Origin of the sequence: Polynucleobacter sp. UB-Tiil-W10, from assembly GCF_018881605.1 — a bacterium.
GTDB lineage: Bacteria > Pseudomonadota > Gammaproteobacteria > Burkholderiales > Burkholderiaceae > Polynucleobacter.
The window spans coordinates 226,058-251,955 of record NZ_JACVPZ010000001.1 but is presented as its reverse complement, the minus strand read 5'-3'; the positions used below and the strand labels follow the sequence as shown (position 1 = coordinate 251,955).

Here is a 25,898-nt window from a genome sequence, read left to right as displayed (position 1 = left end):
TCTGTTATCGATTGCCTAGTTAACTTCCCCGTTAACTGGGTCGAACAGAATTTCTCGTGCAGGGGTTCAGGCGTCAATTGGGCGCGGCAACGAAAAGCTAAGCGCTTGCTTGGCGCGCGAAGGTCCCCGTCCGCAAAATTCCACCTGTCTTGGCCGGTATCCGGGCTAGTAAATATCAGAATCTGGCCTTCCCATGCGATTGACGCGCACAGTGGCTTTGTCAGATTCCTGACGTCTTAGACAGCTAGCAAAGACGCATTTACCTACCGTTGCGGGGGCAGCACACGTTTAGTGTTTCCCGTTTAACTTTATTGCACTGCAATAAAGCACCACTACCTCGCCATTCTAGCGGATGTCACCTACCCTAAGCTAGTAACTAAGGCTTTTGGGGGTAAAAAAGCCTACAATAACGGGTCTAGGAGTAAGGATTCATGACCGCATTAGATAAGCACCCCGAAAAAAACCTGATTCGTCTGCAGCTGAGTCAAAACTCGGTCTTAAAAAGCTTGGATCCCTCAACAATGGCTGATTTAGAACGCTATTTAGTGATTGATGATTTGAAGAAATCCGAAATCTTGCTTCATCAGGGTGACCATCAGATGGAGCAATACTTTGTTTTAGACGGAATCCTCAAGCGCATTGTTTCTAGTGCAGATGCCAAAGAGATGATTTTGCGTTTTGCCATCGAAAAAGATATTGAAACTAGCTATGCTGCTTGGCGCTTGAAAACCGCAGCTCCATACAGCATTGCTTGTGTCACTAAGGCCCGCGTAGCTCGTATGCCGATGAAAAAGTGGGCGGAATTTTTGGAGCAGCACAAGCCCCTCAAGGAGAGTTTCGAGTTTGAGGTCATGCGCCTGATGAGTGAAATCATGGCCCATACCATTACCCTGCATATGCTTGATGCCCCGGGTCGGGTAGAGCGTTTCTTGCGCAAATATGAGGATTTATTTGAGCTACTCCCTAAAAAAGAGCTGGCCGCCTACCTAAATCTCTCTCCTGAGACTTTGAGTCGCCTAAAAACTAAGCATAAAGAGCTCTTTGTCTAAGCAGCGGAACTGCCTGTAATTACGGGATTTAGGGGGAAATTGACCGAAGTCAATGATGAACCCCTTCCCCAAGCCTAATATTCAACTCAGCCTAAGCGGGATACAAAACCCGTTGTGCGATTAATAACTACATTGGAGACGTTAGCGAAAGCTAAATTGCATTAGCTCTACAAGAGCAGAACCGCAATTTTTATATAAATTTCTATGACAACAGATAATCAAAACACACAATTAACCGATGGCTTTCATCTCGTCATTGACGCTTTGAAAGCAAATGACCTCGATACAATTTTTGGTCTCGTTGGTATTCCAATTACTGACTTATGCCGTTTAGCGCAGGCTGAAGGTTTGCGTTTTATTGGCTTCCGTCATGAGCAGCACGCTGGCAATGCTGCCGCGATTGCAGGCTACATGACTCAAAAGCCTGGTATCTGCATGACCGTTTCTGCTCCTGGCTTCTTAAATGGTTTGACAGCATTAGCAAACGCCACTGTGAACTGCTTCCCAATGATTTTGATCTCTGGTTCAAGCGAGCGTGAAATCGTTGACTTGCAACAAGGTGACTACGAAGAGATGGATCAGCTCAATGCAGCTAAGCCATACTGCAAAGCAGCCTATCGTATTAATCACATTGAAGATATCGGCATCGGTTTTGCTCGCGCAATCCGCGCTGCAGTTTCTGGTCGTCCAGGCGGCGTGTACTTAGACTTGCCAGCCCAGTTGCTTGCCCAAACAATGCCTGCTGACGAAGCTAAGAAATCTATCTTCAAGGTAATCGATCCAGTTCCACGTCAAATTCCAGCCGCTGATGCAGTTGCTCGCGCATTAGATGTGTTGAAAGGCGCTAAGCGTCCATTGATTCTCTTGGGTAAGGGCGCTGCTTATGCTCAGGCTGATAAAGAGATTCGTGACTTAATCGAAACATCCGGTATTCCATACTTGCCGATGTCGATGGCTAAAGGTTTATTGCCAGACAATCATCCGCAATCCGCTTCTGCGGCCCGTTCATTTGTGTTGGCTGAAGCTGATGCGGTGTTATTGGTTGGCGCACGTTTGAATTGGTTGCTGGCACATGGCAAGGGTAAAACTTGGGGCAAAGATCCTAAGAAATTTATCCAGATCGATATTCAAGCAAACGAAGTGGATAGCAACGTACAAATCGCTGCTCCATTGATCGGCGATATCGGTTCATGCGTTGGTGAACTCTTGAAAGGTATCTCTGCTGTTCCAAAGCCAAGCGCTGAGTGGATCGCTGCGATTACCGAGAAGAAAGACAAGAACACTGCGAAGATGGCCGAGACATTGGCTAAAGAAGCCAATCCAATGAACTTCCACGGTGCGTTACGTGTCATTCGTGATGTGATCAAGAAGAATCCGGATGTGAACTTGGTAAACGAAGGTGCAAATACACTGGACTATTGCCGTGCAATTGTCGATATGTACAAGCCGCGCAAACGTTTTGACTCAGGCACTTGGGGCATTATGGGTATCGGTATGGGTTACGCCATTGGCGCTGCTGTAACTAGCGGCTTGCCAACGGTTGCTGTTGAAGGTGATAGCGCGTTTGGTTTTAGCGGCATGGAATTAGAGACTGTTTGCCGTTACAACTTGCCAATCACTACAGTTGTCTTCAATAACAACGGTGTCTACCGTGGCACTGACGTGAATCCAACGGGCGGTGCTGATGTTGCGCCGACAGTGTTTGTTAAAGATGCTCGTTATGACAAGATGATTGAAGCATTTGGCGGCGTTGGTTACTACGTAACTACCCCAGCGGAATTAGAAGCAGCGTTAACAGAAGCGATTGCTGCCGGTAAACCAGCCCTCATCAATGCTGTTATTGATGAAACTGCAGGTACTGAGAGTGGACGTTTAACAAACTTAAATCCATCCACAGCAGCTGCTAAGAAATAAGATATTTAAAAACAGTAATAAAAAGTTAATATTTTTAGACTAAATTGAGAAGTAAACAAGAAAGACTTAAGGAGAAACAAACATGACTAAACCATTAGACGGTATTCGCATTATTGACTTCACACACGTACAAGCAGGTCCTGCATGTACTCAGTTGTTGGCTTGGTATGGTGCTGACGTAATTAAAGTAGAGCGCCCAGGTTCTGGCGACGTAACACGTAGCCAATTGCGCGATATTCCAGGTGCAGATGCTTTGTACTTCACAATGCTCAACGGCAATAAGCGTTCTTTGACTTTGGATACCAAGACTCAAGAAGGCAAAGAAGTTTTAGAGAAGATGATCCAGACTTCTGATGTGATGGTTGAGAACTTTGGTCCTGGCGCTTTGGATCGCATGGGATTCTCTTGGAAACGTATCCAAGAATTGAACCCAAAAATGATTATGGCTTCTGTAAAAGGCTTTAGCGATGGTCACTCATACGAAGACTTAAAAGTGTATGAGAACGTTGCTCAGTGTGCTGGCGGCGCTGCTTCAACAACTGGCTTCTGGGATGGTCCTCCTACAGTTTCTGCTGCTGCTTTGGGCGACTCCAATACTGGTATGCACTTGGCAATTGGTATTTTGACTGCATTGATGCAGCGTCAAAAAACTGGCAAAGGTCAAAAAGTATCTTGCTCAATGCAAGATGCAGTATTGAATTTGTGCCGCGTGAAGTTGCGCGATCAACAACGTTTGGACAAGATTGGTTACTTGGAAGAGTACCCACAGTACCCACACGGTTCATTCACTGACGTAGTTCCACGTGGCGGTAACGCTGGTGGCGGCGGTCAGCCTGGTTGGGTATTGAAGTGTAAGGGTTGGGAAACAGATCCAAACGCTTACATCTACTTCACCATTCAAGGTCATGCTTGGGAGCCAATCACCCGTGCGATTGGTAAGCCAGAGTGGGCAACTGATCCAGCCTATATGACTGCTGAAGCTCGTCAAGACAAGATTTTTGACATCTTCGCAACGATTGAAGAATGGCTCAAAGACAAGACTAAGTACGAAGCTGTGGACATCCTCCGCAAGTTCGATATTCCATGTGCTCCAGTTCTCTCAATGAAAGAATTGGCTGCTTCCCCAGACTTGCGTAAGAGCGGTTCGATTGTTGAAGTTGACCACAAAGTACGTGGCAAATATTTGACTATCGGTAGCCCAATCAAGTTCTCTGATTTGGAAATCGAAGTCGGTCCATCACCAGTATTGGGTGAGCACACTGATGAAGTGCTGGCTGATCTTGGTTACAACGCTGATGACATTGCTAAGTTGCATGCAGCAAAAGCGGTGTAATAAGAATACGAATCTGCAATAAAGTAGTTTCTTTAAGGCGCTCCTAGTGAGCGCCTTTTTTCTTTCTAGTCATCAAGTTACAAATAAATCACTACTAAAGCAAAATTTCTATAGACTACTTACATGAAGACAAATGTTGATTTACACCAGTTGGTAGAGTGTGTGGGTGATGCAATTATTGTTGCTGATGCCCATGAAAAAATTGTGTTGTGGAATCCTGCCGCCACTCGCATCTTTGGCTATTCTGAAGAAGAGGCATTGGGCAATACCTTGGATTTAATTGTTCCTGAACGCCAACGTCAAAAACATAATGAGGGCTACAACCATTCCATGGAGAGCGGTACAACTCGTTATGGCACTTCCTTATTGAAGGTGCCTGCTAAGCACAAGGATGGCGGTACGCTTTCGATTGCTTTCACTGTTGGAATGCTGTTTGATCCAAATGGGAAGGCTAATGGTGTCGTGGCGATCATTCGGGATGAAACCGAACGTTTTGCCCAAGAGAGGGCCCTTAAAAAGCGCATCTCGGAGCTTGAAAATCCCCAGACATAACCGCATATAGTCCTATAGTGACGCCAATACAGGCTTAGATGGGATCTGTGCCCAAAAATTGGGCACACTCCCATTTTCCTTATTTCCCGCTGGTAAAATTGCCCCAATTCAAAATTTTTATTCTTATTAGGACTTAAATCATGGCAAAAGCACTAGAAGGGGTCAAAATCCTCGACTTTACGCACGTTCAATCAGGCCCGACTTGTACTCAGTTGCTCGCTTGGTTTGGTGCGGATGTAATCAAGGTAGAAAAATCAGGCGAGGGTGATGCAACTCGCGGTCAATTGCGTGATATTCCTGACGCAGATAGTTTGTATTTCACGATGCTCAACCACAATAAGCGTTCAATCACCGTGAATACCAAAACCCAAAAGGGCAAAGAGATTCTCGAGCGCCTGATTAAAGAGTGCGATGTATTGGTTGAGAATTTCGCACCAGGCGCACTCGATCGCATGGGCTTTTCTTGGGAACGTATTCAAGAGTTAAACCCAATGATGATCATGGCTTCTGTTAAAGGTTTTGGTCCTGGACCATATGAAGACTGCAAAGTGTATGAGAACGTAGCGCAATGCGCAGGCGGTTCTGCATCAACTACTGGTTTTGATGATGGTCCTCCTATGGTGACTGGCGCGCAAATTGGCGACAGTGGAACGGGCTTACATTTGGCATTAGGCATTGTTACTGCTTTATATCAACGTACTCACTCTGGCCGTGGTCAGAAAGTATTAGCGGCAATGCAGGATGCTGTTCTGAACTTGTGTCGTGTGAAGTTGCGCGACCAACAACGCCTTGAGCGCGTTGGCTTGATGCAAGAGTATCCACAGTTCCCGAACGGTGAGTTCGGCGACTCTGTACCCCGCGCGGGCAATGCCTCTGGTGGCGGACAACCGGGTTGGATTGTGAAGTGTAAGGGCTGGGAAACCGATCCAAATGCTTACATATATGTAGTGGTACAAGCCCCAGTATGGGAGGCGATTTGTAAAGTGATTGGTCATGAAAATTGGATTACGGATGTTCGTTTCGCATCACCAATGGCGCGCTTGCCACATCTCATGGAAATTTTCGGCGAGATCGAAAAGTGGACTATGACCATGACGAAGTTTGAAGTGATGGATGTATTGAATAAATACGACATCCCATGCGGTCCAATTCTTTCCATGAAAGAAATCGCTGAAGAACCTGCATTGCGTGCTACAGGTACTGTTGTTGAAGTGGATCACCCAATTCGCGGCAAGTATTTAACTGTTGGCAACCCAATCAAGATGTCCGATAGCCCAACAGATGTGACGCGCTCACCTTTGCTCGGCGAACATACCGATGAGATTCTCAGTGAGTTAGGTTACTCAACTGATGAGCTGATTGCATTACGTCACGATAAGGTGATCTAAGATGCGGGTTGCTTTGATTGGGAGTGCGGATTTTGGTAAAGCGGCTTTAGAAGCTTTTTTAGATCGTGGCGATGAAGTGGTTGCTGTTTTTTGCCCACCCGATAATCCCAAATCAAGTAAACCCGAAGTCTTAAAAGAAGCTGCTCTAGCAAGGGGCTTAAGCCCCTTGCAGTTTGCCTCCCTGAAGGGTCCTGAAGCTGCTCAAGCCATGATTGATAGCAATGCCGACATCTGTGTCATGGCATACGTATTGCAATTTGTACCGCAAGAGCTCTGTAAGATTCCTAAGCACGGCACTATTCAATATCACCCATCTTTGCTCCCTAAATATCGGGGACCAAGCGCTATTAATTGGGCAATTGCATTGGGCGAAGACAAGACTGGTTTAACCATCTTCCGCCCATCCGATGGCTTGGATGAAGGTGAAGTGATTTTGCAAAAAGAAGTGCCGATTGGTCCTAACGATACGCTTGGTAAGATTTACTTTGATCATCTGTTTCCAATCGGCGTTAGAGCGCTGCTAGAAGCCGCTGATCTGGTGGTCGCAGGCAAGCATCAAGAGTTAGTGCAAGATGAATCACAGGCTAACTACGAAGGTTGGTTTGATGCCAACGCCGCTCAGATTCATTGGGCAACACACATCAGTCAAATCTACAATCTCATTCGGTCATGCAATCCTGCGCCGGGTGCATGGACAAAGTTTGGCGAGCAAAAGGTGCAGATCTACGATTGTCACAAGCATGTGACCGCTACTTTTGGTGCCGTGAAAGGCAAACCAGGCGAAGTTACTCAAATTACGCTAGATTCTTTTTTCATTGCCTGTCACGGTGGGCAAATTGAAGTGCTTAAAGCTAAAGGCGCTACAGGTAAGGTATCTGGTGCAGAGTTAGCGAAGGAATTAAATCTAGAAGTAGGGCAGTCTTTCGCTATTTAAATCGCTCTCTAAGGAACCATTTCTGGCGCAACGGTTTCTTGTACCGGCACTGGCTCTCCTTATTCAGGGCGCATTGGAGCGGCAGCAAGTGTTGCAACAGGTGCTCCAACGCAAAGTGGCATCACGGTAACAACTGGTGCAGGCACATCGATTGGTCTTGACCCAGCTTTGTTTGGCCCCAATACAGCAACAATTAACTTGCTTGATGGCGCCAACATTACGATCGGCAGCAATGCAACAGTTTCCGCACCAAATAGTGGTGCCGGCATCAATAACTCTGCAATCTATTTTCGCAATGGCGGCACGCTTCTGATAAATTCGGGTGCGTCTGTAATTAACTATGCTACGGGCGGCACGGGCGTTCCACCAATCAACGCAGGTAATAACACAATAGAGTTTCAGTCTAATAACACTGTAACAATTAATAGCGGTGCGACTGTATATGCGGCAGGCCCTGCTACTTCATCAGAAGCTATTAATCCCGCAGGAACTGGCAACACAATTGATAACTCTGGAACGATTAAGTCCTTAACTGGTACTGCCATTTGGTTTCAAAACTCAGTAGACCCCGGCTCTTCAAATACGATCATTAACAGAGCGTCGGGCATTATTCAAGCAGGGACTGGCGGTCAGGCTATCGGCGCTTCTGCGCCCGGCAGTGTTTTATTTGATAACTACGGCACTGTGTTGGGTAGTGTGTCTTTGGCCACCGGATCTAATAAGGTTACTCTCCATACCGGTTCATCTATTACTGGCTCCATCAATGGAGGCGGCGGCACTAATACTTTGCAATTTGCTGGTACGGGCTCCAGTACATTTAGTAACGCCACATCTAATTTTCAGACCTTAAATAAATTAGACTCAGGCACTTGGACACTTACTAATCCACTGACAGCCATCTCTCGCTTGGCTACAGTAAGCGTGCAGGGTGGAACTTTAGCTTTGCAGGGGGACAACAGCGGGTTTGCTGGTAGCACTTCTATTAGTGCTGGCGCCACGCTGCAAGGTGATGCATTGGCTATTCCAGGCTCAACCGCAAACGGCACAACCGGCTTAACCAATAATGGAACGATTGCTTTCACTGATAGTGGATCGGGTAGCTATTCAGGTGTAATTGCTGGAACGGGCGGCATATCTATGATTGGTTCTGGCACGCTGACATTGTCAGGTGCCAATACTTATGCGGGAGATACTCTGATCAATAGTGGTGGCACTCTTGCTTTGGCAGATTCTGGATCGATTACCAGCTCAAACTTAAGCACATTTACTAATAACGGTACCTTTGATATTGTGCAAAAAACTGCCAATACCAATTTATCAGGTAACTATGTGCAAACAGGTGCGGGTGCTTTAAAGATGGCCCTGAATACATCCAATACGGAAAAGTTATTAATAGCCGGAACCGCAAATATAGCCGGCACCTTATATGTCAATGCTAACCCTGGCCATTATTCTGCTGGACGCTATACATTAATTAATGCGCAATCAGGCTTGACCGGTACATTTTCTAAATTCACGAATGACTTTGAAGAATCTGCATCAAAGTATCGTTTGGGGTATGACGGTAAAGATGTATTTTTGTATTTAGATACAGACTACTTCGAAGTTGATAACGATAATACAGTTCGATCAGTTCAGATAAGTGCATCAGGTTTAGCCAGTATCTACAACCAACAAGTTGCCGCATATCAAGCAGCTTTGATGTATGACTGCCGTGTTTATCAAAAATAATGTCTGCGTGAGTGTTGGTGGCCGCTATACCTATTCAGGGCCATCGCCATCAGCTAATCAACAGGCTGGTTTAGTGGTGTTAGGTTATAAGCCTTCACCAAATTTACGAGTGGGCGCTTTTGCAGATCAAACCATTAGTGTTGCGACGCCGTCTGGCTTTAGTCAAAGTAACAATAGTCCGATGTGGGGGCTTTTTGCTAAGTGGCATATGAACCCAGATGAAACCGGGTGGGGAGTACAGGCATCTGGAGTTGCATCTAATAGTACCCTGAGTATTACCCGTCCACTCTTAGCAAATACTGAGGCTGGGTCTGGCTCAACTTCATTTAATGGTCAGGGCTATCAGCTCACTACAAACTATCACCATCCAGTAATAGATTCGTTCTCTGTTATTCCCTATGTGGGTCTGCGCTACACCCATCTCAATACTGGCGGTTATACAGAGGGTAGCAATGCCAACGTGACTCTACCGCTTTCATACAATTCGTTAACGCAAAATACATTCTCTGCGATTGGTGGTCTTGGATTTCGTGTTGGCTTATCTGAGAATCTGACTGGAACAGCTTCAATTGGTATTCAGCAGAATCTTAAATACTCAATGAACAACTACCAAGTGACAAGTTCCATTATTGGGCTGGAAAGTTTTAGTGTAGCCATGCCTGGCAATGTGAATAGTATGGCGACTGCGTCCGCTGGTTTGTTTTATGACATCAACAAGCGTGAGCGTTTAGGTCTTAATATACTGTGGCAACAACAGCCATTCATTGCTACAAATACCACTACAGCGCTAATGACTTACACAATTGGCTATTAACCTAAAGAATCGAATTAAATCTCGAGGTTATCAATTAAGCGTGTATTGCCAAGCTTAGCCGCTGTCAAAATAACCAGCGGTTCCCCGGCCTGTAATTGCTCATTAGAAGCAGGGGCTAAATCACTTTGTTGGCGAATAGCGATGTAATCCGGTTGCCAGCCACGAGCAGCAAGAGAGGCAACGGCCAACTTTTCAAGTTCGGAGACAGACTTTACATCGCGCACCTTTAAATCGAGCACACGTTGACGCACTTCTTTTAAAGCCTTCATCAGCTCGGGAGCCTCTGCGCGTTCTGCAGTCGATAAATAGCTATTGCGCGAGGAGAGGGCGAGACCATCTTCCGCACGAATGGTTTCTGCTGGAATGATGTCGACAGGTAAAGCAAATTGCTTGGCCATCTGACGAATAATCATCAGTTGTTGATAATCTTTTTTGCCAAACACGGCAACCTTAGGCTGCACGCAAGAAAAGAGCTTGAGAACAACGGTGCAAACCCCTTTAAAGAAACCAGGGCGGAATTCACCTTCAAGGATGTCGCCTAACTGTTGTGGAGGGTCAACTCGATATTCTTGGGGTTGTGGATAGAGATCTCGCTCAGTAGGTGCAAACAAGATGTAGACACCTTCTTTTTCAAGCTTATCAATATCCGCCTGCATGGTGCGAGGGTAGCTATCAAAATCTTCGTTGGGACCAAATTGCAGGCGATTAACAAAGATGCTGGCTACGACAGGATCCCCATGTTGCCTTGCTAGGCGCATGAGCGAAAGGTGTCCTTCATGGAGGTTGCCCATTGTGGGAACAAATGAAGCGCGGTTCTGACCTCTTAAATGGTCGCGTAATTCTTGAATATCGCTAATGATTTTCATGCAACAGGCGTGTAGGCAAGGCGCACATAAATCGGCGCATAGGGCTCAGCCTGGGTAATTTCTACTAAGGCTTCACGTGAAAGTTCAAGCATCGCAATGAAGTTCACAATCACCACAGGAATGCCCTTGCCAGACTTAATGGCATCTTCAAATAGCTCACCGAACTCTACAAATTTAGTGCTCTGCAAACGGCGTAAGATGCGCGTCATAAAATCACGCACAGATAATTCTTCACGAGTAATGGTGTGATGTTGGGTGAGCTTGGCACGGTGTAGAACATCACGCCAAGCCATTTGCAAGTCCTCTACATTGACATCTGGCCAAGCAATCGCAATGGTGGTGTCCACATAGCCATGCGCCACCTGAAAGTCGCGACCCTGTTGTGGAATTTGATCGAGCTCTTGCGCGGCAAGTTTCATACGCTCGTACTCTAAGAGGCGACGTACTAATTCTGCGCGGGGATCATCAACTTCTTCTTCACTGTCAGCCTTCTTCATTGGTAGAAGCATGCGTGATTTAATTTCAATCAACATTGCGGCCATGAGCAAGTACTCGGCCGCAAGCTCAAGATTGTGATGACGAATTTGATCGATATAGCTTAGGTATTGTTGTGTAACCTGTGCCATTGGAATATCAAGAACGTTGAAATTCTGTTTGCGAATGAGGTACAGCAATAGATCTAAAGGACCTTCAAATGCCTCGAGGAAAACTTCTAGAGCATCTGGTGGAATGTATAAGTCAGTAGGGAGCTTAAAAAGAGGTTCGCCATAAAGTTTGGCGAAGGCGGCCGACATACCATCGGTAACCGATGGGGTGCTGTCGAGCAAATCAGATATTGGCTGAGTGCTTGGCTCAGTCATTCGAATACACGTAGGCGCGTTGCTTGAGTTTTGCAGCTTTTGCGCGGCGTTGATCTTCAACGCTCAAGGGCTCTTTATCCCACAGTAGGGCGCGACCAGCTTGCTGTTCAGCCTCAAGCTTTGGATTCTCGGTTTTGAGTTCATTTAAGAACTGGGTGAATTCGGATTGATATCTTGCCATAGCATTTCCTAAAATACTCAATAAATTCAATAACTTATGAAATTAATTCAAAAAGTTACTTGGGGACTACAAACGCCATTATAGGTGCTTTTTAGGGGACTTTTTACAAGTTTGCAGCCAGCAAAGCCTCAATTTGTGGGGCTTCCACTCGGGTCATTAGGTGCTTGTAGGGCTTGATTGGATTTTTACTGGAAAGAGGGGTGTTGATATCGGCCCAAGAAAGAGGGGGGAGGGATAAAAACTCTTCAACTCCCAAGATCACCTGTGGAATTACAGGCTTTAGGTAAAGGCTGAGCATACGAAATGCCTCTAGGGTAATGCTGCAGACTCGCTGCAAATCGGCTTCACGCGCTGGATCTTTGGCAATTTCCCATGGCTTGTTCTCATCGACAAAGCCATTTACCTTATCTGCGAGCTCCATCACTGTGCGTAGTGCTTTGGCATATTCGCGCGCTTCATAAAGCTGTGCAATTTTTTCGCTAGAAGAAGCAATTTCTTTCAGCAATGGGATGCCCATTACATCGTCAGAAACAATGCCACCAAATCGCTTCACTAAGAACCCTGCACTACGACTTGCAATGTTGATGTACTTGCCCAATAAGTCACTATTGACACGCGCAACAAAGTCTTGAAGATTTAAATCTAAATCTTCCATGCTGTCATTGAGTTTGGTTGCAAAGTAGTAGCGGAACCACTCTGGATTAAACCCACATTCGATGACGCTATTTGCAGAAATCAACGTGCCGCGTGACTTACTCATCTTTTCGCCATCGACGGTTAAAAACCCATGCGCAAATACATTGGTTGGGGTGCGATAACCGGCAAACTTTAAAGTGGCCGGCCAGAACAGGGTATGGAAATACAGAATGTCTTTGCCGATGAAATGGTATTGCTCGGTAGTGGTATCTGGCTTAACCCACTCATCAAAGTTGAGGCCTTTAGCCTGGCAGTAATTGAGGAAGCTGGCGTAGTAACCAATCGGGGCATCAAGCCACACATAGAAGTATTTGCCTGGCGCATCAGGGATTTCAAAGCCGAAATACGGGGCATCGCGGGAGATATCCCAGTCACCCAACTTGCTTTCGCCTGGTTCGCCAACCCATTCTTTCATCTTATTGCGAGCTTCAGGCTGCAAAGGTGTTTTTACTTGTGTCCACTCGCGTAAGAATTCTTCACAACGGGGATCGGATAACTTAAAGAAGTAATGATCGGAGACTTTTTTAATTGGGGTTGCACCACTGACTACTGAAAAGGGATTTTTTAGATCGGTAGGCGCATATGTCGCACCACATTTTTCACAGTTGTCACCGTATTGATCTTTAGCGCCGCATTTTGGGCACTCACCTTTGATAAAGCGATCCGGTAAGAACATTTCTTTTACTGGATCATAGGCTTGCTCAATTGCACGTTTTTCAATCAAGCCAGCATCACGTAGTTTGAGGTAAATACTTTGTGCCAGCTGCTCATTCTCGGGGCTATCCGTAGTGTAGTAGTTGTCAAATGAGATAAGGAAGTTATCAAAATCGCGCTTATGCTCTTTCCAAACATTGGCGATGAGTTCCTTTGGGGTAATGCCTTCTTTTTCGGCGCGCAACATGATGGGGGTGCCGTGAGTATCATCGGCGCCAACGTAGTGCACCTCGTGACCCCGCATTCTTTGATACCGAACCCAAATATCGGTTTGTACGTATTCAACCAAATGACCGATATGGATCTGACCATTGGCGTACGGTAGAGCGGAGGTGATAAGAAGGCGGCGTTGGGAACTACTCATGTAATGCGGTCTTAAATAAGAGGGTTAATTAGGCTGTAGCAATCAATTATGCTTGCTTATGCAGTGATTTTAGTCTGCGGTTAAAGTAAAGCACCCTAAAGTGTTCATAAACACCGATAAACTTCAGTTCAGTCCTACCTTAGAGAGTATTTTATGGCAGTAAAACCGACTATTCAGATGTCTTGTGCCTCCGTGCCCTTAGTGCATGAGGTTGAGGTTATGGATGAGTTGGGGCGCCTCAAAACCACCCACATTCCCGGGGAGCGTCCTTTAACTATTTATTTGGATAAGCGAGAGGTAGTTACGCTCATGACTCTGGGGAGCGCCCCAGAGGCTTTGGTCTTGGGCTATTTGCGTAATCAACGTCTAGTGGAGTCGCCTGACGATATTGAGAGCATTCAAGTGGATTGGGAGACAGATTCTGCTGCTGTTAAAACCCGTCGGAGTACGGTCGATATTGATGCCTTGACGAGTAAGCGGGTGGTAACTACTGGCTGCGGTCAAGGCACGATGTTTGGTGGCTTGATTGAAGAGATGTCTGAGATTCGACTGCCCGAAGGCCCAACCTTATCCCAGGAGGCAATTGTGGCTTTGATTGACTCTATTCGGATCCATGACACGATCTACAAGAAATCAGGATCAGTTCATGCCTGTGCGGTTTACGAGCGAGATGGTAATGACGGAGTGCGCCTGCTTCACTTCATCGAGGACGTTGGCCGTCACAATGCGGTCGATTCTATTTCTGGGCTGATGTGGTTGGCTAACAAGCCAGGTAAGGACTTGATTTTCTTCACCACTGGGCGCCTGACCTCTGAGATGGTCATCAAGGGCGCTCAGATGGGCATTCCCTTCCTTCTAACCCGCTCAGGGGTGACCTTGATGGGTCTCGAGCTAGCACGCAAAACCCATCTCACAATCCTCTCACGCTGCTCTGGAAAACACTTCGAGATCTATAACGCCCCGGAGAGGGTCGTTTTTACCCAAAAACCTAATTAAATTCATGGGCAGGTGAGGGCGAAGGTTTTACAATTCGCCCATGACTATTAAATCAGACCACTGGATCCGCCGCATGGGCGAGCAAGGCATGATCAGCCCATTTGAACCTGGGCAAGTTCGCCAAGATGCCGACGGCAACAAAATCGTAAGTTATGGTACTTCAAGCTATGGCTATGACATTCGTTGTGCAGACGAATTCAAGATCTTTACCAATATCAATAGCACCATCGTTGATCCGAAGAACTTTGACGAACAATCGTTCGTCGACTTCAAGGGTGACGTTTGCATCATCCCGCCAAATTCTTTTGCATTAGCAAGAACGGTCGAGTACTTCAAGATTCCGCGCAGTGTATTAACTGTTTGCGTTGGCAAGAGCACTTATGCCCGTTGTGGAATTATTGTGAACGTGACTCCATTCGAGCCTGAGTGGGAAGGTTATGTCACTTTAGAGTTCTCAAACACGACACCATTACCTGCCAAGATTTATGCAGGCGAAGGTTGTGCACAAGTGCTCTTCTTCGAGAGCGATGAAGTTTGTGGAACATCTTATAAAGATCGCGGTGGTAAGTATCAAGGTCAGCGGGGCGTTACCCTGCCAAAGACCTAAGCCATAACGGCAGTGCGTAAAGCTTTGTTTAATCGCCGTCCAGCACGGATTAATCTTGAAGAATATCGCGCCACACTCTCGCGCTCAGAGATGGAGCGTCCTGAGAATAATTTCTACCATTGGTTATTGGGCGCTAGCTGGACCAGCTTTTTATTCCTGGTAGTTTTAGTTTATTTAGGTACCAATCTCTTATTTGCTATAGCCTATTTGGCATGTGGCGATGGAGCAATTAGCCATGCTCAGCCAGGATCCTTATTGGATGTCTTTTTCTTCAGTGTTCAAACCATGGCCACCATCGGCTATGGCCGTATGACCCCCAATGGTAATTGGCCCAATGCGATTGTGACATTTGAAGCTTTTTTCGGAATTGTTTACTCAGCCTTAACTACTGGATTAGCATTTGCACGATTTACAAGACCTACAGCAGGCGTCCGTTTCTCTAAAGTGGCCGTGGTTGGTAATCACAACGGCATAAAAACATTTAAGTTTCGCGTGGCCAATGATCGTAGCTCTCATATTGTTGAGGCGCAATTGCGGCTATGGTTGATTGCTGAAAGTATGACTAGTGAAGGTGAGCGTTATCGCCGCTCAGTGGAGTTGCAGTTGCACCGCTCTGAAAGTCCGGTCTTTTCATTGACTTGGACGGCGATGCATAGCGTGGATGAGAATAGCGCCCTAAAAGACTTCCTAGGTAAGACTGCCGTGGAGCAACAGTGGCATTTGCTAATTACTTTTACGGGATACCACGAGAGCTTGGCCAATCAAGTTTACGCACGCCATGTTTACTTGCCTAGAAATGTGCAGCAAAATGCGACCTTCGTCGATATAGTTTCAGTTTTGCCAGATGGTGGTCGGGTTATTGATCTCACCAATTTTGATAAGTGGATTCCGAGTACATCGGATAAATTAGTAGGGGAGTTTTTATGAAATTTCGTTTCCCAATCATCATTATTGATGAGGATTTTCGTTCCGAAAATATTTCTGGCTCGGGAATTCGTGACCTAGCAGAGGCTATTGAGAATGAAGGTATGGAAGTCATTGGCTTAACTAGCTATGGCGACCTCACGTCTTTTGCTCAGCAAGCTTCACGCGCATCTACTTTCATTGTTTCGATTGATGATGAAGAATTTGATTCTGACTCTGAAGACAACGATCTTCCAGCATTAAATAACTTACGTGCATTTATTACTGAGGTGCGCAAGCGCAATGAAGATATTCCGATCTTCTTGTATGGTGAGACTCGCACCTCTCGTCACATGCCGAATGACATCTTGCGTGAGCTGCATGGCTTCATTCATATGAATGAAGACACTCCAGAGTTTGTGGCACGTCACATTATTCGTGAAGCTAAAGTGTATTTAGATTCTCTAGCACCCCCATTTTTCCGCGCCTTAACGAATTACGCCTCTGAAGGCTCTTACTCTTGGCATTGCCCAGGCCATTCCGGTGGTGTAGCCTTTTTAAAGAGTCCGGTAGGCCGAATGTTCCACCAATTCTTTGGTGAAAATATGCTTCGCGCCGACGTTTGCAATGCTGTTGAGGAATTAGGTCAACTCTTGGACCATACCGGCCCAGTGTTACAGAGTGAGCGTAATGCTGCTCGCATCTTTAACGCCGACCATTTGTTCTTTGTAACCAATGGCACATCCACATCTAATAAGATTGTTTGGCACTCTACCGTAGCTCCTGGCGATGTTGTTTTGGTTGATCGAAATTGTCACAAGTCTGTTATTCATTCCATCACCATGATGGGCGCGATTCCTATTTTCTTAATGCCGACCCGAAATCACTTGGGCATTATTGGCCCGATTCCTAAAGAAGAGTTTGAGTGGAAAAACATCAAGAAAAAAATTGATGCTAATCCATTCATTAAAGACAAGAATGTCGTGCCCCGTGTGATGACATTGACGCAAAGTACATATGACGGCATCGTTTACAACGTTGAGATGATTAAAGAGATGTTGGATGGCAAAGTAGACTCATTACATTTTGATGAGGCTTGGTTGCCACATGCTGCCTTCCATCCTTTCTATAAAGACATGCATGCAATTGGTTCGGATCGCAAGCGGACTAAGAAAAGTTTGATGTTTGCTACCCAGTCAACCCATAAGTTATTGGCTGGTTTATCTCAAGCCTCGCAAGTTTTGGTGCAGGATGCGGAAGATACCAAGCTCGACCGTGATTGTTTCAATGAAGCTTATTTGATGCATACCTCTACCAGCCCACAGTACGCAATTATTGCCTCTTGTGATGTCTCGGCTGCCATGATGGAATCTCCTGGTGGCACAACCTTGGTTGAAGAATCTATTGCCGAAGCGATGGACTTCCGCCGTGCTATGCGGGAAGTAGATGATAAGTTTGGTGCAGATTGGTGGTTTAAGGTTTGGGGCCCAGATCATTTAGCTGAAGAGGGTATTGGCGAACGCTCTGATTGGATTTTGGAGCCATCTGCAGCCTGGCATGACTTTGGCAAACTGGCTAAAGACTTCAATATGCTCGACCCAATTAAGGCGACTGTGGTTACCCCTGGCTTGGATATTGAAGGTAATTTTGGCTCCATGGGTATTCCGGCCAGCATCGTGACTAAGTATCTTGCAGAACACGGAGTTATTGTTGAGAAGTGTGGTCTATATTCCTTCTTCATCATGTTTACGATCGGCATTACTAAGGGCCGATGGAATACGCTGGTAACCGAGTTACAGCAGTTCAAGGACCACTTTGATAAAAATGCCCCGTTATGGAAAGTGTTGCCCGAGTTTGTTGCTAAGCATCCGCGCTATGAGCGCGTAGGCTTAAAAGATATATGCCAGCAAATCCATGAGTTCTATAAGGGCCGCGATGTAGCGCGTATGACTACTGAGATGTATACCTCGGATATGGTTCCTGCCATGATGCCTTCAGAGGCTTGGGCGAAGATGGCGCACAAAGAAGTCGATCGCGTGCCACTGGATGAGCTTGAGGGGCGCGTGACTGCAATGTTGGTTACCCCATATCCTCCAGGCATCCCTCTGCTAATTCCGGGCGAGCGCTTTAACAAACGCATCATCGACTATCTCTACTTCGCTAGAGACTTTAATGAGAAGTTTCCTGGATTTGAGACTGATATCCACGGGCTTGTAAAAACTAGTGTTGATGGTAAGAGCGAGTATTACGTGGATTGTGTCAGACAAGAGCGAGATATCACGCTTTAAATATTTAACAGACGTACATAAAAAATGCTCTACAACTGTGGAGCATTTTTTATTTAACCGGCCTATCCAATTGAAAAGTGACTGGAGCATCCTCATCAACCTTGCTTGAAGGTGAATCTGGCTTGTTAGTATCGCCACCAGTGAAATTAAAGTCCTGACTTTCTGCCACTGCCGCAGGTTTGTCCAGCAAAGTCGTTACTAAAGCCGGGAAGGTCATTACCAAAACCACCATGATCAACTGCAAGCCCACCCAAGGTAGTGCACCCCAATAGATATCACTGCTTTTCACTTCCTTGGGTGCCACTCCTCTAAGGTAGAAGAGAGCAAATCCAAATGGAGGATGCATAAAGGAGGTCTGCATATTCACGCAGAGCATGACGCCAAACCAAACTAGCGCGGCACTGGCTGCTGCTTGAGGATTGCCATTCATGGAATCTAGTAATACTGGGGACAGTAGCTTGACGGCAACTGGTGCCAACATCGGCACAACAATGAAGGCAATTTCAAAAAAGTCTAAGAAGAAGGCCAGAAAGAATACAAATAAATTAACAATAATCAGAAAGCCAATCCAGCCGCCAGGAAGATTGGAAAAGAGTTCCTCAACCCAGAAGCCGCCGTCTACCCCTTGAAATACTACCGAGAAGCAGGTAGATCCAATGAGAATAAAAACCACCATGGCTGTAATGCGCATCGTGTTTTGATAAGCCTCTTGTATTAAGCCCTTGAGATTAGGGATGCTGGCTCGGCGTAACCAAGCAAGCAATAAAGCCCCTATCGCGCCCATTGCGCCAGATTCTGTGGGAGTAGCAATGCCAGTCATGATGGTGCCGAGTACTAGAAAGATGAGTACGGCTGATGGAATAATCCCCAAAAGACATTTTTTCCAAAGCGCCCAGCCCTTTAGCGTGAGATCGCTTGCTGGCAATGGCGGTAAATAGTCTGGACGAACACGACTCAAGAAGAATGTGTAGAGAGCAAAAAGGGCGATCTGCAACAGCGATGGACCCCATGCTCCAAGATACATACTTCCGACATCAGCGCTACCGCTTTGGGTCTTGAGTTGGTCTGCAAGAACGATGAGAACTAAGGATGGCGGCACTAGCTGGGTAATCGTGCCAGAGGCGGCTAAAACGCCCGTAGCGTAGCGCATGTTGTAGCCGTAACGCATCATCACCGGTAAAGAAATCATCGCCATAGCAATGACTTGGGCGGCCACAGTCCCTGTGATGGCACCCAAAATAAATCCGACGATGATGACAGAGTATCCAAGACCGCCACGCACGCGCCCAAAAAGTTGTCCCATGGAGTCCAGCATTTCTTCGGCAAGACCGCAACGTTCAAGGATGGCACCCATGAAAGTGAAGAAAGGAATAGCAAGTAGTAAATCATTCGCAAGTACGCTGCCAAAAATACGTTGCGGAATTGCTTGCAAAAATGCAATACCAAAGAAACCTTCGCTGATGGCAATTCCTGAGAAAAATAAACCAGCAGCCATGAGTGAGAAGGCGACCGGAAAGCCGATCAACATAAATACAATGAGCCCAGCAAACATTAAGGGCGGCATCCACTCCAATGGAATCATTGTGTTGGCTTTTCGTAGTGAAGGTCTTCGGCAGGCAAAATCACATTACCCTTTAGGGCGCCGATACGTTTAATAATTTCTGAGAGACCCTGTAGGGTGAGCATGAAGAAGCCAAGCGGAACCACAAACTTAATTGGATAGCGCGCCAGGCCACCAGAATTTAATGAATGCTCCATGACTAACCATGATGGATAAAACAGGGTGGCCCAAGAGAGCCATGTGAATAAAATACAGGCTGGCATTAAAAAGAAAATTAAGCCAAAGAGATCAACCCACAATCGCCCGCGATCAGAAAGCTGGGAATAAATTAAATCTACGCGAACGTGCTCATTGCGTTTTAGGGTGTACGAGGCTCCGAGCATTACTGCAGCAGCAAAGAGATACCACTGAAGTTCTAGTGGCCAGTTGTTACTGACATCCAATCCGTAACGAAGCAGGGCATTGAGTGCCGATACGAAACAGGACAGCAAAATCATCATGCTGGCCGCTTTACCGAAAAGCTGATTTACGTAATCAATGCCTGCAGAGAGTTTGGACCAAAACCCCATTCGCTTTAAAGGTCTGCGCGACCCCGTTTGATAGCAGCGAGGACCTGGGCTGGAGCTGTGCCACCAGCATGCTGGCGTGATTGAACTGAGCCATCAACGGTGAGCAACGCAAACACATCATCACTAATGAGTTCAGGGCGGTTATCTAAGCCGCAAGCAAAGCGAAGCTCAGAGAGACTTAAATCCGTCAACATGCAGTTTCTACCAACACAAGCCTTAACTGCATGTGCTACGGCCTCATGGGCATCACGGAAGGCCAAACCTTTTTTCACTAAGTAGTCGGCCAAGTCAGTTGCTGTTGCAAAACCTTCTTCAGCAGCCTTCTTCATGATCTCGGCTTTCACTTCAACATGTGGGACCATGTCAGAAAAAATACGCAAGGTATCTTGAACTGTGTCTACTGCATCAAATAGAGGTTCTTTATCTTCTTGATTATCTTTGTTGTAAGCCAGTGGCTGACCCTTCATGAGAGTCAGTAAAGATATCAAGTCTCCATAGACTCGGCCAGTCTTGCCGCGAGCCAATTCTGGGACATCCGGATTTTTCTTTTGCGGCATGATCGAGCTACCAGTGCAGAAGCGATCCGGCAGATCAATAAAGCCAAACCGGGGGCTCAGCCACAGGATGAGTTCTTCCGATAGGCGTGAAACGTGCATCATCAAGATGGACGCAAAGGCACAGAACTCAATGGCAAAGTCGCGATCAGATACGGCGTCTAAGGAGTTATTGCAGATGCCATCAAAACCAAGAGTCTTTGCAACTTGTTCGCGATCAATGGGGTAGGTTGTTCCAGCCAATGCAGCTGCACCCAAAGGGAGGCGATTAAAGCGAGCACGCAAATCTGCCAAGCGACTTGCATCACGGCTAAACATTTCATAGTAGGCCATCAGGTGATGACCAAAAGTAATGGGCTGTGCTACTTGCAAATGGGTGTGACCAGGCATGATGGTCGATGCATGTTTCTCTGCTAGATCTAATAAAGCGCTGCGCAAAGATTTCAGGGTGATTGCAATGTCATCAACGCTGCCACGCAACCACAGGCGCAAATCCGTTGCCACTTGGTCGTTGCGTGAGCGACCAGTATGTAAACGTTTGCCAGCATCGCCAACTAATTCGGTAAGGCGAGCTTCGATATTGAGGTGAACATCCTCGAGAGCAAGTTGCCAATTAAATTGACCGGACTCAATTTCGCTCTTAATTTGCGCCATTCCTTTTTGAATATCAGCGAAATCTTGAGTGCTAATAATCTTTTGAGTGGCCAGCATCTCGGCATGAGCCAGGGAGCCGGCAATATCGACCATTGCAAAGCGTTGATCAAAGCCAATAGAGGCGGTATAACGCTGAACAAGTTCGTCGACGGGTTCGGCAAAACGCGCCGACCAAGCTTGGGCTTTGTTGGCTAAGGAATTATTTGATGAGCTCATAAACACAGTATATTGGTGTAGGTCTTTGATTATTTTAAATGTTATGTCCCAAACCCTGAATTCCTCCTCCTCGGCAGCCCCAAAGCGCCTCGTAATTGCTTCCCGTGAAAGTCGCCTGGCCATGTGGCAGGCGGAGCACGTCCGGGATTGCCTTAAAAAGCTCTATCCGGACTGTGATGTCCAGATTTTGGGGATGACTACCCGGGGGGACCAGATTTTGGACCGGGCACTCTCTAAAGTGGGTGGCAAGGGTCTTTTTGTAAAAGAGCTGGAAACGGCGCTTGAGGACGGGCGTGCAGATTTGGCGGTTCACTCCCTAAAAGATGTCCCAATGGTGATGCCTGAGGGCTTTGACCTTGCCTGCGTCATGGCCAGAGAAGATGCGCGGGATGCTTTTGTTTCTAGTGACTACGCCAGTCTTGAAGATCTTCCAGTAGGAGCAATTGTTGGCACGTCGAGTTTGCGACGCGAGTCAGTGCTACGTGCAAAATTTCCTCATCTCGTGATTCACCCACTGCGCGGCAATTTAGATACCCGTATGGGTAAGTTAGATCGAGGCGAATATCAGGCAATCATTTTGGCAGCTGCTGGCTTAAAGCGTTTAGGTTTAGAGGCCCGCATTCGCGCATTCTTACCATACGATCCTTATACGCCAGCTGCAGGTCAGGGCGCCTTGGGCATTGAGACCTTAAGCAAGCACCCTAATATCAAGCAGTGGCTTGCCCCATTAAATGATTTGCCAACCCTGTTTGCGGTCTCTGCCGAGCGTATGGTATCTCGCCAATTGGGTGGCTCATGCGAGGTGCCGCTAGCTGCTCATGCAGTATGGGATCAAAATCAAATGAACATTCGTTCTTTTGTCGCGAGCACCGATGGTAAAGCCATCTGTCTGGCGAATGGCAGCGCATCAGTAAAGTCGGTTGAGGATGCAGAGGCATTGGGACTAGCAGTAGCAAAGGACTTGCTATCGCAAGGGGCTGCAGATTTAATACCAAAGCTCCCGAAGTAACAAAAAAGTAACGAAAAAAGTAACGAAACTTCAGGGCTGCGACCAGTATGAGCACCAAGACCATCATTGTTACGAGACCTAGCGGTCAGTCACGCCAGTTGATTGAAGTCCTCACTCGCGCGATCGAAGCGAGTGGAGTAGGCAAGCGTAGTCTGCCAGAAATACTTTCATTACCTTTGTTAACGATTGTTCCAAAGTCCGATGAGCACTTGGCTGACCATATTGCCTCTGTTCTTGGTGACGCTGATCTAGCCGTCTTTGTAAGCCCAAATGCTATCGAGAGTGTGATGCGTTTATTGGAGCGAGACTGGCAAGACTTTTCTAAAAAGATTATTCCGATCGGTGTAATGGGCGGGAGCAGCCATCAAGCATTGAAAAATCACGGTATCGGATTGGAAGAGAATCCAACACCCATCTTCATTCCAAAGAAAAACGAACAATGGGATTCAGAAGGCTTATGGGATGAGCTTCAATCCCTGCAATGGGATTGGCAGAATAAAAAAGTAGTTATCTTTAAGGGTGAGGGCGGCCGCGATTGGCTGGCTGACACATTTATAAAGGCTGGCGCCACTGTAGAGGCAATTTCTACCTATAGTCGCATACCGTTAGATATTGATAATCCTGCTTGGCAACTTGTCCGAGAAATGGATTTCAGAAAATCTCTTTGGTTGCTCACTTCCTCAGAGGCAGTGCGTTATCTTGGTAACGTAATGAAAGATCAGTTCACGCAAAACCTCAGTACTGCTAGCGCTCTATGCCCACATCACAATATTGCTGATGCGGCCGAGATGATTGGATTTGGTGAGGTCTTTACGAGTGAGCCAGGTGATGAGGCTTTGGTTAAATCCACTTTAGCGTGGCTAACAATTTAATTCCAGATTCTAGGGTCTGTTTTTAAGGCTTTGCAGCCTCTAGTAAGGTAGGTAAGAAGATTTCATTGACCAAAATTGGGTGGCCTTTTAGGCGATAGAGGGTACGTCGTGCCCACAATGGCGAGCTCAAGCCAGCAAAGTGTTTCGAGTATCGCCGCCATAATTCACTGCTTTTATCTAGGCGCGCGATATCGCGTGGCGGCTTTGCTCTAGAGTGTTTGCGAACTTTGCTAAATAAAACTGCGCCTAAGGGTTTTGTTCCCAGTCGCAAGATGGTGTGATTGCTACCACTAGAGCTTAATGTGGGGATCACGCTATGCGCCATTACCAACGGAATTCCATTAGAGCAAAGCAGTACTTCACGTACTCTGCAGCGTCTGAGTTTGAAATGAAAATAGCGACTTTCGTCGCTATTAAGTGATTGAGGGCAGTCACGCAAAACCTGAATTTCTAGTTTTTGCCCAATTGCCTGCTCAATTTTTTGGGTGAGAGACCCGGTATCGCTTAGCCATGGTTGCCACTTGCGTGGCGCCCGATGGATTTCACCGGAACCGACTCGATTCCATGCAGAACGGAGACGATTACGGTGAATCATTTTTAACTACCGCTAAAGTTACGGCGTTGACCGCCGGCCTTTGGCTTAGCAAAGCGTGGACCACCCGCTGGACGTGAGTCAGCAGAACGCGCAGGACGCGAATCAGCGGAACGCGCTGGACGTGAGTCAGCTGAGCGAGCTGGGCGTGAATCGTCTGAGCGACCACCAGCATTGCCACCACCTGAACCGCCACCACCAAAGCGAGACTCTGAACGAGCGCCTGAGCCGTAACGACCACCGCCACCACCAGAGCGACCGCCACCACCAAAGCCACCACCAGAGCGACCACCGCCACCACCAGAGCGACCGCCACCAGGACGACCACCGCCACCACCAAAGCTAGGCTTAGCTTGTGGCTCAAGACCAGCGATGACTGAAGCGGTGATATCTTGCTGTGTAAAGCGCTCAATATTGCGAATCTTAGCGCGATCACGATGTTCAACCAAAGTGATAGCAACACCATTGCGACCAGCGCGGCCTGTACGACCGATACGGTGCGTATAGTCTTCTGGTTTCATTGGCAAGCCAAAGTTAATCACGTGACTAATACGTGGCACATCAATACCGCGAGCCGCTACGTCAGTCGCTACCAAAATCTTGGTGTGACCTTTACGCAAAGACTCTAGACGGCGCATGCGCACGGCTTGAGGCATTGCACCGTGTAGGGCAGTTGCTTCGTAGCCATTAGCACGTAATGTGTCAGCAATTTTTTCGCTCTCAACTTGAGTGCTTGCAAACACAACAGCTTGATCTAAATCGGCATCAGCCAAAATATGCTCAAGCAATTTATGCTTGTGTGACATGCTGTCAGCCCAATGCAACTTCTGTTCAATGTTGGCGTGCTTTTCACCTGCGTGAGCAAGTTCAACGCGCTTGGCATCTGTAGTCAACTCGTTTGCTAAAGACATAATCTTTGGCGCAAAAGTTGCAGAGAACATCAAGGTTTGGTTACGGCCTGCGCAACGCTTATCAAGCGCCTCGAGATCATCAGCAAATCCCATGTCTAACATGCGATCGGCTTCGTCAATAACGAGTTGCTTTACATCATCTAGACGAATTGCTTTGCTATCGCACAAGTCAAGTAAACGACCTGGAGTTGCAACAACTAACAATGCACCTTTCAATGCTTGGATCTGCTTGCCGTAAGGCATGCCACCCATCACAGTTGCAATGCGGATACCCTTCATGCCGCGCACTAAGTTCACTGCATCAGCAGCAACCTGTTGAGCCAATTCACGAGTAGGGCAGAGCACTAACACTTTAGGTTGTGCGCGACCTGGTACAGGTGAGTTGTTCGGGTTGTCTTCGATGAGTTGATTAATCAAAGGCAATAAAAAGGCTGCGGTTTTGCCGCTACCGGTTTGGCTGCTGACCAATAAGTCACCGCCAGCTAAGGCTGCAGGAATAACCTGAGCTTGTACTTCAGTGGCTTGGGTATAACCCAGTTCAGCAACGTTTTTAAGGAGTGATGCCGCTAGGGCGAAATTCTGGAATTCATTTCCAGTGCTCTTTGAGTCTTTCGACTCGATTTTAGTTTCTTTAGAAAAAGTCATGCTATTACATCCTCTTTAAGGGATGTCTCCGTATGTTGCACCCATTGTTTTTTATAGGGTGCGATGGTCAAAGGCATCGACCATCAGACAAGCGGCAGCGCGTTTTGTGACTTCGGTGTTTATAA

24 protein-coding genes and 1 riboswitch are annotated in these 25,898 nt (G+C 46.8%); of the genes, 14 read left to right on the top strand and 10 right to left on the bottom strand.

Going from position 1 to position 25,898, the window contains the following annotated elements:
- Positions 1 to 133: 133 nt before the first annotated feature.
- Positions 134 to 349, bottom strand: a riboswitch (cobalamin riboswitch).
- A gap of 82 nt (positions 350 to 431) precedes the next feature.
- From ICN33_RS01165 to ICN33_RS01140, 6 genes are all read left to right on the top strand, one after another.
- Positions 432 to 1,049 (top strand): Crp/Fnr family transcriptional regulator, encoded by a 618-nt coding sequence (locus ICN33_RS01165; RefSeq protein WP_216193767.1) that lies wholly within the window; start codon positions 432 to 434, stop codon positions 1,047 to 1,049.
- 204 nt (positions 1,050 to 1,253) lie between these two features.
- Complete coding sequence (oxc, locus tag ICN33_RS01160) at positions 1,254 to 2,963, top strand: oxalyl-CoA decarboxylase (RefSeq protein WP_216193765.1); 1,710 nt, start codon at positions 1,254 to 1,256, stop codon at positions 2,961 to 2,963.
- An 82-nt stretch (positions 2,964 to 3,045) separates the two neighbouring features.
- A complete protein-coding gene (gene frc / locus ICN33_RS01155; protein WP_216193763.1) occupies positions 3,046 to 4,296 on the top strand; it encodes a formyl-CoA transferase in 1,251 nt (416 codons plus the stop codon).
- Positions 4,297 to 4,419: 123 nt separating this feature from the next.
- Positions 4,420 to 4,848 (top strand): PAS domain S-box protein, encoded by a 429-nt coding sequence (locus ICN33_RS01150; protein WP_216193761.1) that lies wholly within the window; start codon positions 4,420 to 4,422, stop codon positions 4,846 to 4,848.
- 140 nt (positions 4,849 to 4,988) lie between these two features.
- Positions 4,989 to 6,236 carry a formyl-CoA transferase gene (frc, locus tag ICN33_RS01145; RefSeq protein WP_216193759.1) on the top strand — a complete coding sequence of 416 codons (1,248 nt, stop codon included), beginning with the start codon at positions 4,989 to 4,991 and terminating at the stop codon, positions 6,234 to 6,236.
- Position 6,237: 1 nt separating this feature from the next.
- Positions 6,238 to 7,170, top strand: coding sequence for a methionyl-tRNA formyltransferase (locus ICN33_RS01140; protein WP_216193758.1), 933 nt, complete (start codon positions 6,238 to 6,240; stop codon positions 7,168 to 7,170).
- 59 nt (positions 7,171 to 7,229) lie between these two features.
- Here the strand turns inward: ICN33_RS01140 and ICN33_RS01135 are convergent, their stop codons facing one another.
- Complete coding sequence (locus tag ICN33_RS01135; protein WP_216193755.1) at positions 7,230 to 7,388, bottom strand: hypothetical protein; 159 nt, start codon at positions 7,386 to 7,388, stop codon at positions 7,230 to 7,232.
- Here ICN33_RS01135 and ICN33_RS01130 point away from each other — a divergent pair.
- Both ICN33_RS01130 and ICN33_RS01125 read left to right on the top strand, forming a co-directional pair.
- On the top strand, positions 7,369 to 8,901 hold the full coding sequence (locus ICN33_RS01130) for an autotransporter-associated beta strand repeat-containing protein (protein ID WP_216193753.1): 1,533 nt from the start codon (positions 7,369 to 7,371) through the stop codon (positions 8,899 to 8,901). The genes ICN33_RS01135 and ICN33_RS01130 overlap by 20 nt on opposite strands.
- Positions 8,876 to 9,715: an autotransporter outer membrane beta-barrel domain-containing protein gene (locus ICN33_RS01125; protein WP_216193752.1), complete on the top strand. Its 840-nt coding sequence runs from the start codon at positions 8,876 to 8,878 to the stop codon at positions 9,713 to 9,715. The genes ICN33_RS01130 and ICN33_RS01125 overlap by 26 nt, the downstream gene beginning before the upstream one ends.
- 14 nt (positions 9,716 to 9,729) lie before the next feature.
- On the opposite strand, the gene panC is transcribed toward ICN33_RS01125, so the two are convergent.
- From panC to metG, 4 genes are all read right to left on the bottom strand, one after another.
- Complete coding sequence (gene panC / locus ICN33_RS01120) at positions 9,730 to 10,581, bottom strand: pantoate--beta-alanine ligase (protein ID WP_216193750.1); 852 nt, start codon at positions 10,579 to 10,581, stop codon at positions 9,730 to 9,732.
- Entirely contained in the window at positions 10,578 to 11,441 is an 864-nt protein-coding gene (locus ICN33_RS01115) for a ScpA family protein (protein WP_216193748.1), read from the bottom strand. Before ICN33_RS01115 ends, panC begins: the two co-directional genes overlap by 4 nt.
- Complete coding sequence (locus ICN33_RS01110) at positions 11,434 to 11,622, bottom strand: DUF3460 family protein (protein ID WP_216193746.1); 189 nt, start codon at positions 11,620 to 11,622, stop codon at positions 11,434 to 11,436. Before ICN33_RS01110 ends, ICN33_RS01115 begins: the two co-directional genes overlap by 8 nt.
- Before the next feature lie 103 nt (positions 11,623 to 11,725).
- Positions 11,726 to 13,396 (bottom strand): methionine--tRNA ligase, encoded by a 1,671-nt coding sequence (gene metG / locus ICN33_RS01105; RefSeq protein WP_216193744.1) that lies wholly within the window; start codon positions 13,394 to 13,396, stop codon positions 11,726 to 11,728.
- Positions 13,397 to 13,549: 153 nt separating this feature from the next.
- Between metG and ICN33_RS01100 the strand changes: the two genes are divergently transcribed.
- From ICN33_RS01100 to ICN33_RS01085, 4 genes are read left to right on the top strand one after another with little or no spacing between them, the layout of a single operon-like run.
- Positions 13,550 to 14,392 (top strand): formate dehydrogenase accessory sulfurtransferase FdhD, encoded by an 843-nt coding sequence (locus tag ICN33_RS01100; protein WP_216193742.1) that lies wholly within the window; start codon positions 13,550 to 13,552, stop codon positions 14,390 to 14,392.
- Between the two features lie 40 nt (positions 14,393 to 14,432).
- On the top strand, positions 14,433 to 14,999 hold the full coding sequence (dcd, locus tag ICN33_RS01095; RefSeq protein WP_216193740.1) for a dCTP deaminase: 567 nt from the start codon (positions 14,433 to 14,435) through the stop codon (positions 14,997 to 14,999).
- 12 nt (positions 15,000 to 15,011) lie between these two features.
- A complete protein-coding gene (locus ICN33_RS01090; protein WP_216193738.1) occupies positions 15,012 to 15,926 on the top strand; it encodes an ion channel in 915 nt (304 codons plus the stop codon).
- A complete protein-coding gene (locus tag ICN33_RS01085; protein ID WP_216193736.1) occupies positions 15,923 to 18,190 on the top strand; it encodes an arginine/lysine/ornithine decarboxylase in 2,268 nt (755 codons plus the stop codon). The genes ICN33_RS01090 and ICN33_RS01085 overlap by 4 nt, the downstream gene beginning before the upstream one ends.
- Before the next feature lie 49 nt (positions 18,191 to 18,239).
- Here the strand turns inward: ICN33_RS01085 and ICN33_RS01080 are convergent, their stop codons facing one another.
- From ICN33_RS01080 to argH, 3 genes are read right to left on the bottom strand one after another with little or no spacing between them, the layout of a single operon-like run.
- On the bottom strand, positions 18,240 to 19,772 hold the full coding sequence (locus ICN33_RS01080) for a TRAP transporter large permease subunit (protein WP_216193734.1): 1,533 nt from the start codon (positions 19,770 to 19,772) through the stop codon (positions 18,240 to 18,242).
- A complete protein-coding gene (locus ICN33_RS01075; protein ID WP_216193732.1) occupies positions 19,769 to 20,320 on the bottom strand; it encodes a TRAP transporter small permease subunit in 552 nt (183 codons plus the stop codon). Before ICN33_RS01075 ends, ICN33_RS01080 begins: the two co-directional genes overlap by 4 nt.
- A gap of 5 nt (positions 20,321 to 20,325) precedes the next feature.
- Entirely contained in the window at positions 20,326 to 21,744 is a 1,419-nt protein-coding gene (gene argH / locus ICN33_RS01070; RefSeq protein ID WP_216193729.1) for an argininosuccinate lyase, read from the bottom strand.
- 43 nt (positions 21,745 to 21,787) lie between these two features.
- Between argH and hemC the strand changes: the two genes are divergently transcribed.
- Both hemC and ICN33_RS01060 read left to right on the top strand, forming a co-directional pair.
- Positions 21,788 to 22,753: a hydroxymethylbilane synthase gene (gene hemC / locus ICN33_RS01065; protein ID WP_216193727.1), complete on the top strand. Its 966-nt coding sequence runs from the start codon at positions 21,788 to 21,790 to the stop codon at positions 22,751 to 22,753.
- Positions 22,754 to 22,800: 47 nt separating this feature from the next.
- Positions 22,801 to 23,625, top strand: coding sequence for a uroporphyrinogen-III synthase (locus ICN33_RS01060; protein WP_216193725.1), 825 nt, complete (start codon positions 22,801 to 22,803; stop codon positions 23,623 to 23,625).
- Positions 23,626 to 23,647: 22 nt separating this feature from the next.
- Here the strand turns inward: ICN33_RS01060 and ICN33_RS01055 are convergent, their stop codons facing one another.
- Together ICN33_RS01055 and ICN33_RS01050 are read right to left on the bottom strand one after the other, a co-directional pair.
- Positions 23,648 to 24,220, bottom strand: a complete 573-nt coding sequence (locus ICN33_RS01055; protein WP_216193722.1) for a chorismate lyase — start codon at positions 24,218 to 24,220, stop codon at positions 23,648 to 23,650.
- A gap of 2 nt (positions 24,221 to 24,222) precedes the next feature.
- On the bottom strand, positions 24,223 to 25,773 hold the full coding sequence (locus ICN33_RS01050; RefSeq protein ID WP_216193720.1) for a DEAD/DEAH box helicase: 1,551 nt from the start codon (positions 25,771 to 25,773) through the stop codon (positions 24,223 to 24,225).
- Positions 25,774 to 25,898 lie beyond the last annotated feature (125 nt).

Coding starts and splice junctions, on each gene's coding strand:
- ICN33_RS01165 (WP_216193767.1), top strand. CDS start 432: ATGACCGCATTAGATAAGCACCCCGAAAAAAACCTGATTCGTCTGCAG.
- oxc (WP_216193765.1), top strand. CDS start 1,254: ATGACAACAGATAATCAAAACACACAATTAACCGATGGCTTTCATCTC.
- frc (WP_216193763.1), top strand. CDS start 3,046: ATGACTAAACCATTAGACGGTATTCGCATTATTGACTTCACACACGTA.
- ICN33_RS01150 (WP_216193761.1), top strand. CDS start 4,420: ATGAAGACAAATGTTGATTTACACCAGTTGGTAGAGTGTGTGGGTGAT.
- frc (WP_216193759.1), top strand. CDS start 4,989: ATGGCAAAAGCACTAGAAGGGGTCAAAATCCTCGACTTTACGCACGTT.
- ICN33_RS01140 (WP_216193758.1), top strand. CDS start 6,238: ATGCGGGTTGCTTTGATTGGGAGTGCGGATTTTGGTAAAGCGGCTTTA.
- ICN33_RS01135 (WP_216193755.1), bottom strand. CDS start 7,388: ATGTTGGCGCCATCAAGCAAGTTAATTGTTGCTGTATTGGGGCCAAAC.
- ICN33_RS01125 (WP_216193752.1), top strand. CDS start 8,876: ATGACTGCCGTGTTTATCAAAAATAATGTCTGCGTGAGTGTTGGTGGC.
- panC (WP_216193750.1), bottom strand. CDS start 10,581: ATGAAAATCATTAGCGATATTCAAGAATTACGCGACCATTTAAGAGGT.
- ICN33_RS01115 (WP_216193748.1), bottom strand. CDS start 11,441: ATGACTGAGCCAAGCACTCAGCCAATATCTGATTTGCTCGACAGCACC.
- ICN33_RS01110 (WP_216193746.1), bottom strand. CDS start 11,622: ATGGCAAGATATCAATCCGAATTCACCCAGTTCTTAAATGAACTCAAA.
- metG (WP_216193744.1), bottom strand. CDS start 13,396: ATGAGTAGTTCCCAACGCCGCCTTCTTATCACCTCCGCTCTACCGTAC.
- ICN33_RS01100 (WP_216193742.1), top strand. CDS start 13,550: ATGGCAGTAAAACCGACTATTCAGATGTCTTGTGCCTCCGTGCCCTTA.
- dcd (WP_216193740.1), top strand. CDS start 14,433: ATGACTATTAAATCAGACCACTGGATCCGCCGCATGGGCGAGCAAGGC.
- ICN33_RS01085 (WP_216193736.1), top strand. CDS start 15,923: ATGAAATTTCGTTTCCCAATCATCATTATTGATGAGGATTTTCGTTCC.
- ICN33_RS01080 (WP_216193734.1), bottom strand. CDS start 19,772: ATGATTCCATTGGAGTGGATGCCGCCCTTAATGTTTGCTGGGCTCATT.
- ICN33_RS01075 (WP_216193732.1), bottom strand. CDS start 20,320: ATGGGGTTTTGGTCCAAACTCTCTGCAGGCATTGATTACGTAAATCAG.
- argH (WP_216193729.1), bottom strand. CDS start 21,744: ATGAGCTCATCAAATAATTCCTTAGCCAACAAAGCCCAAGCTTGGTCG.
- hemC (WP_216193727.1), top strand. CDS start 21,788: ATGTCCCAAACCCTGAATTCCTCCTCCTCGGCAGCCCCAAAGCGCCTC.
- ICN33_RS01060 (WP_216193725.1), top strand. CDS start 22,801: ATGAGCACCAAGACCATCATTGTTACGAGACCTAGCGGTCAGTCACGC.
- ICN33_RS01055 (WP_216193722.1), bottom strand. CDS start 24,220: ATGATTCACCGTAATCGTCTCCGTTCTGCATGGAATCGAGTCGGTTCC.
- ICN33_RS01050 (WP_216193720.1), bottom strand. CDS start 25,773: ATGACTTTTTCTAAAGAAACTAAAATCGAGTCGAAAGACTCAAAGAGC.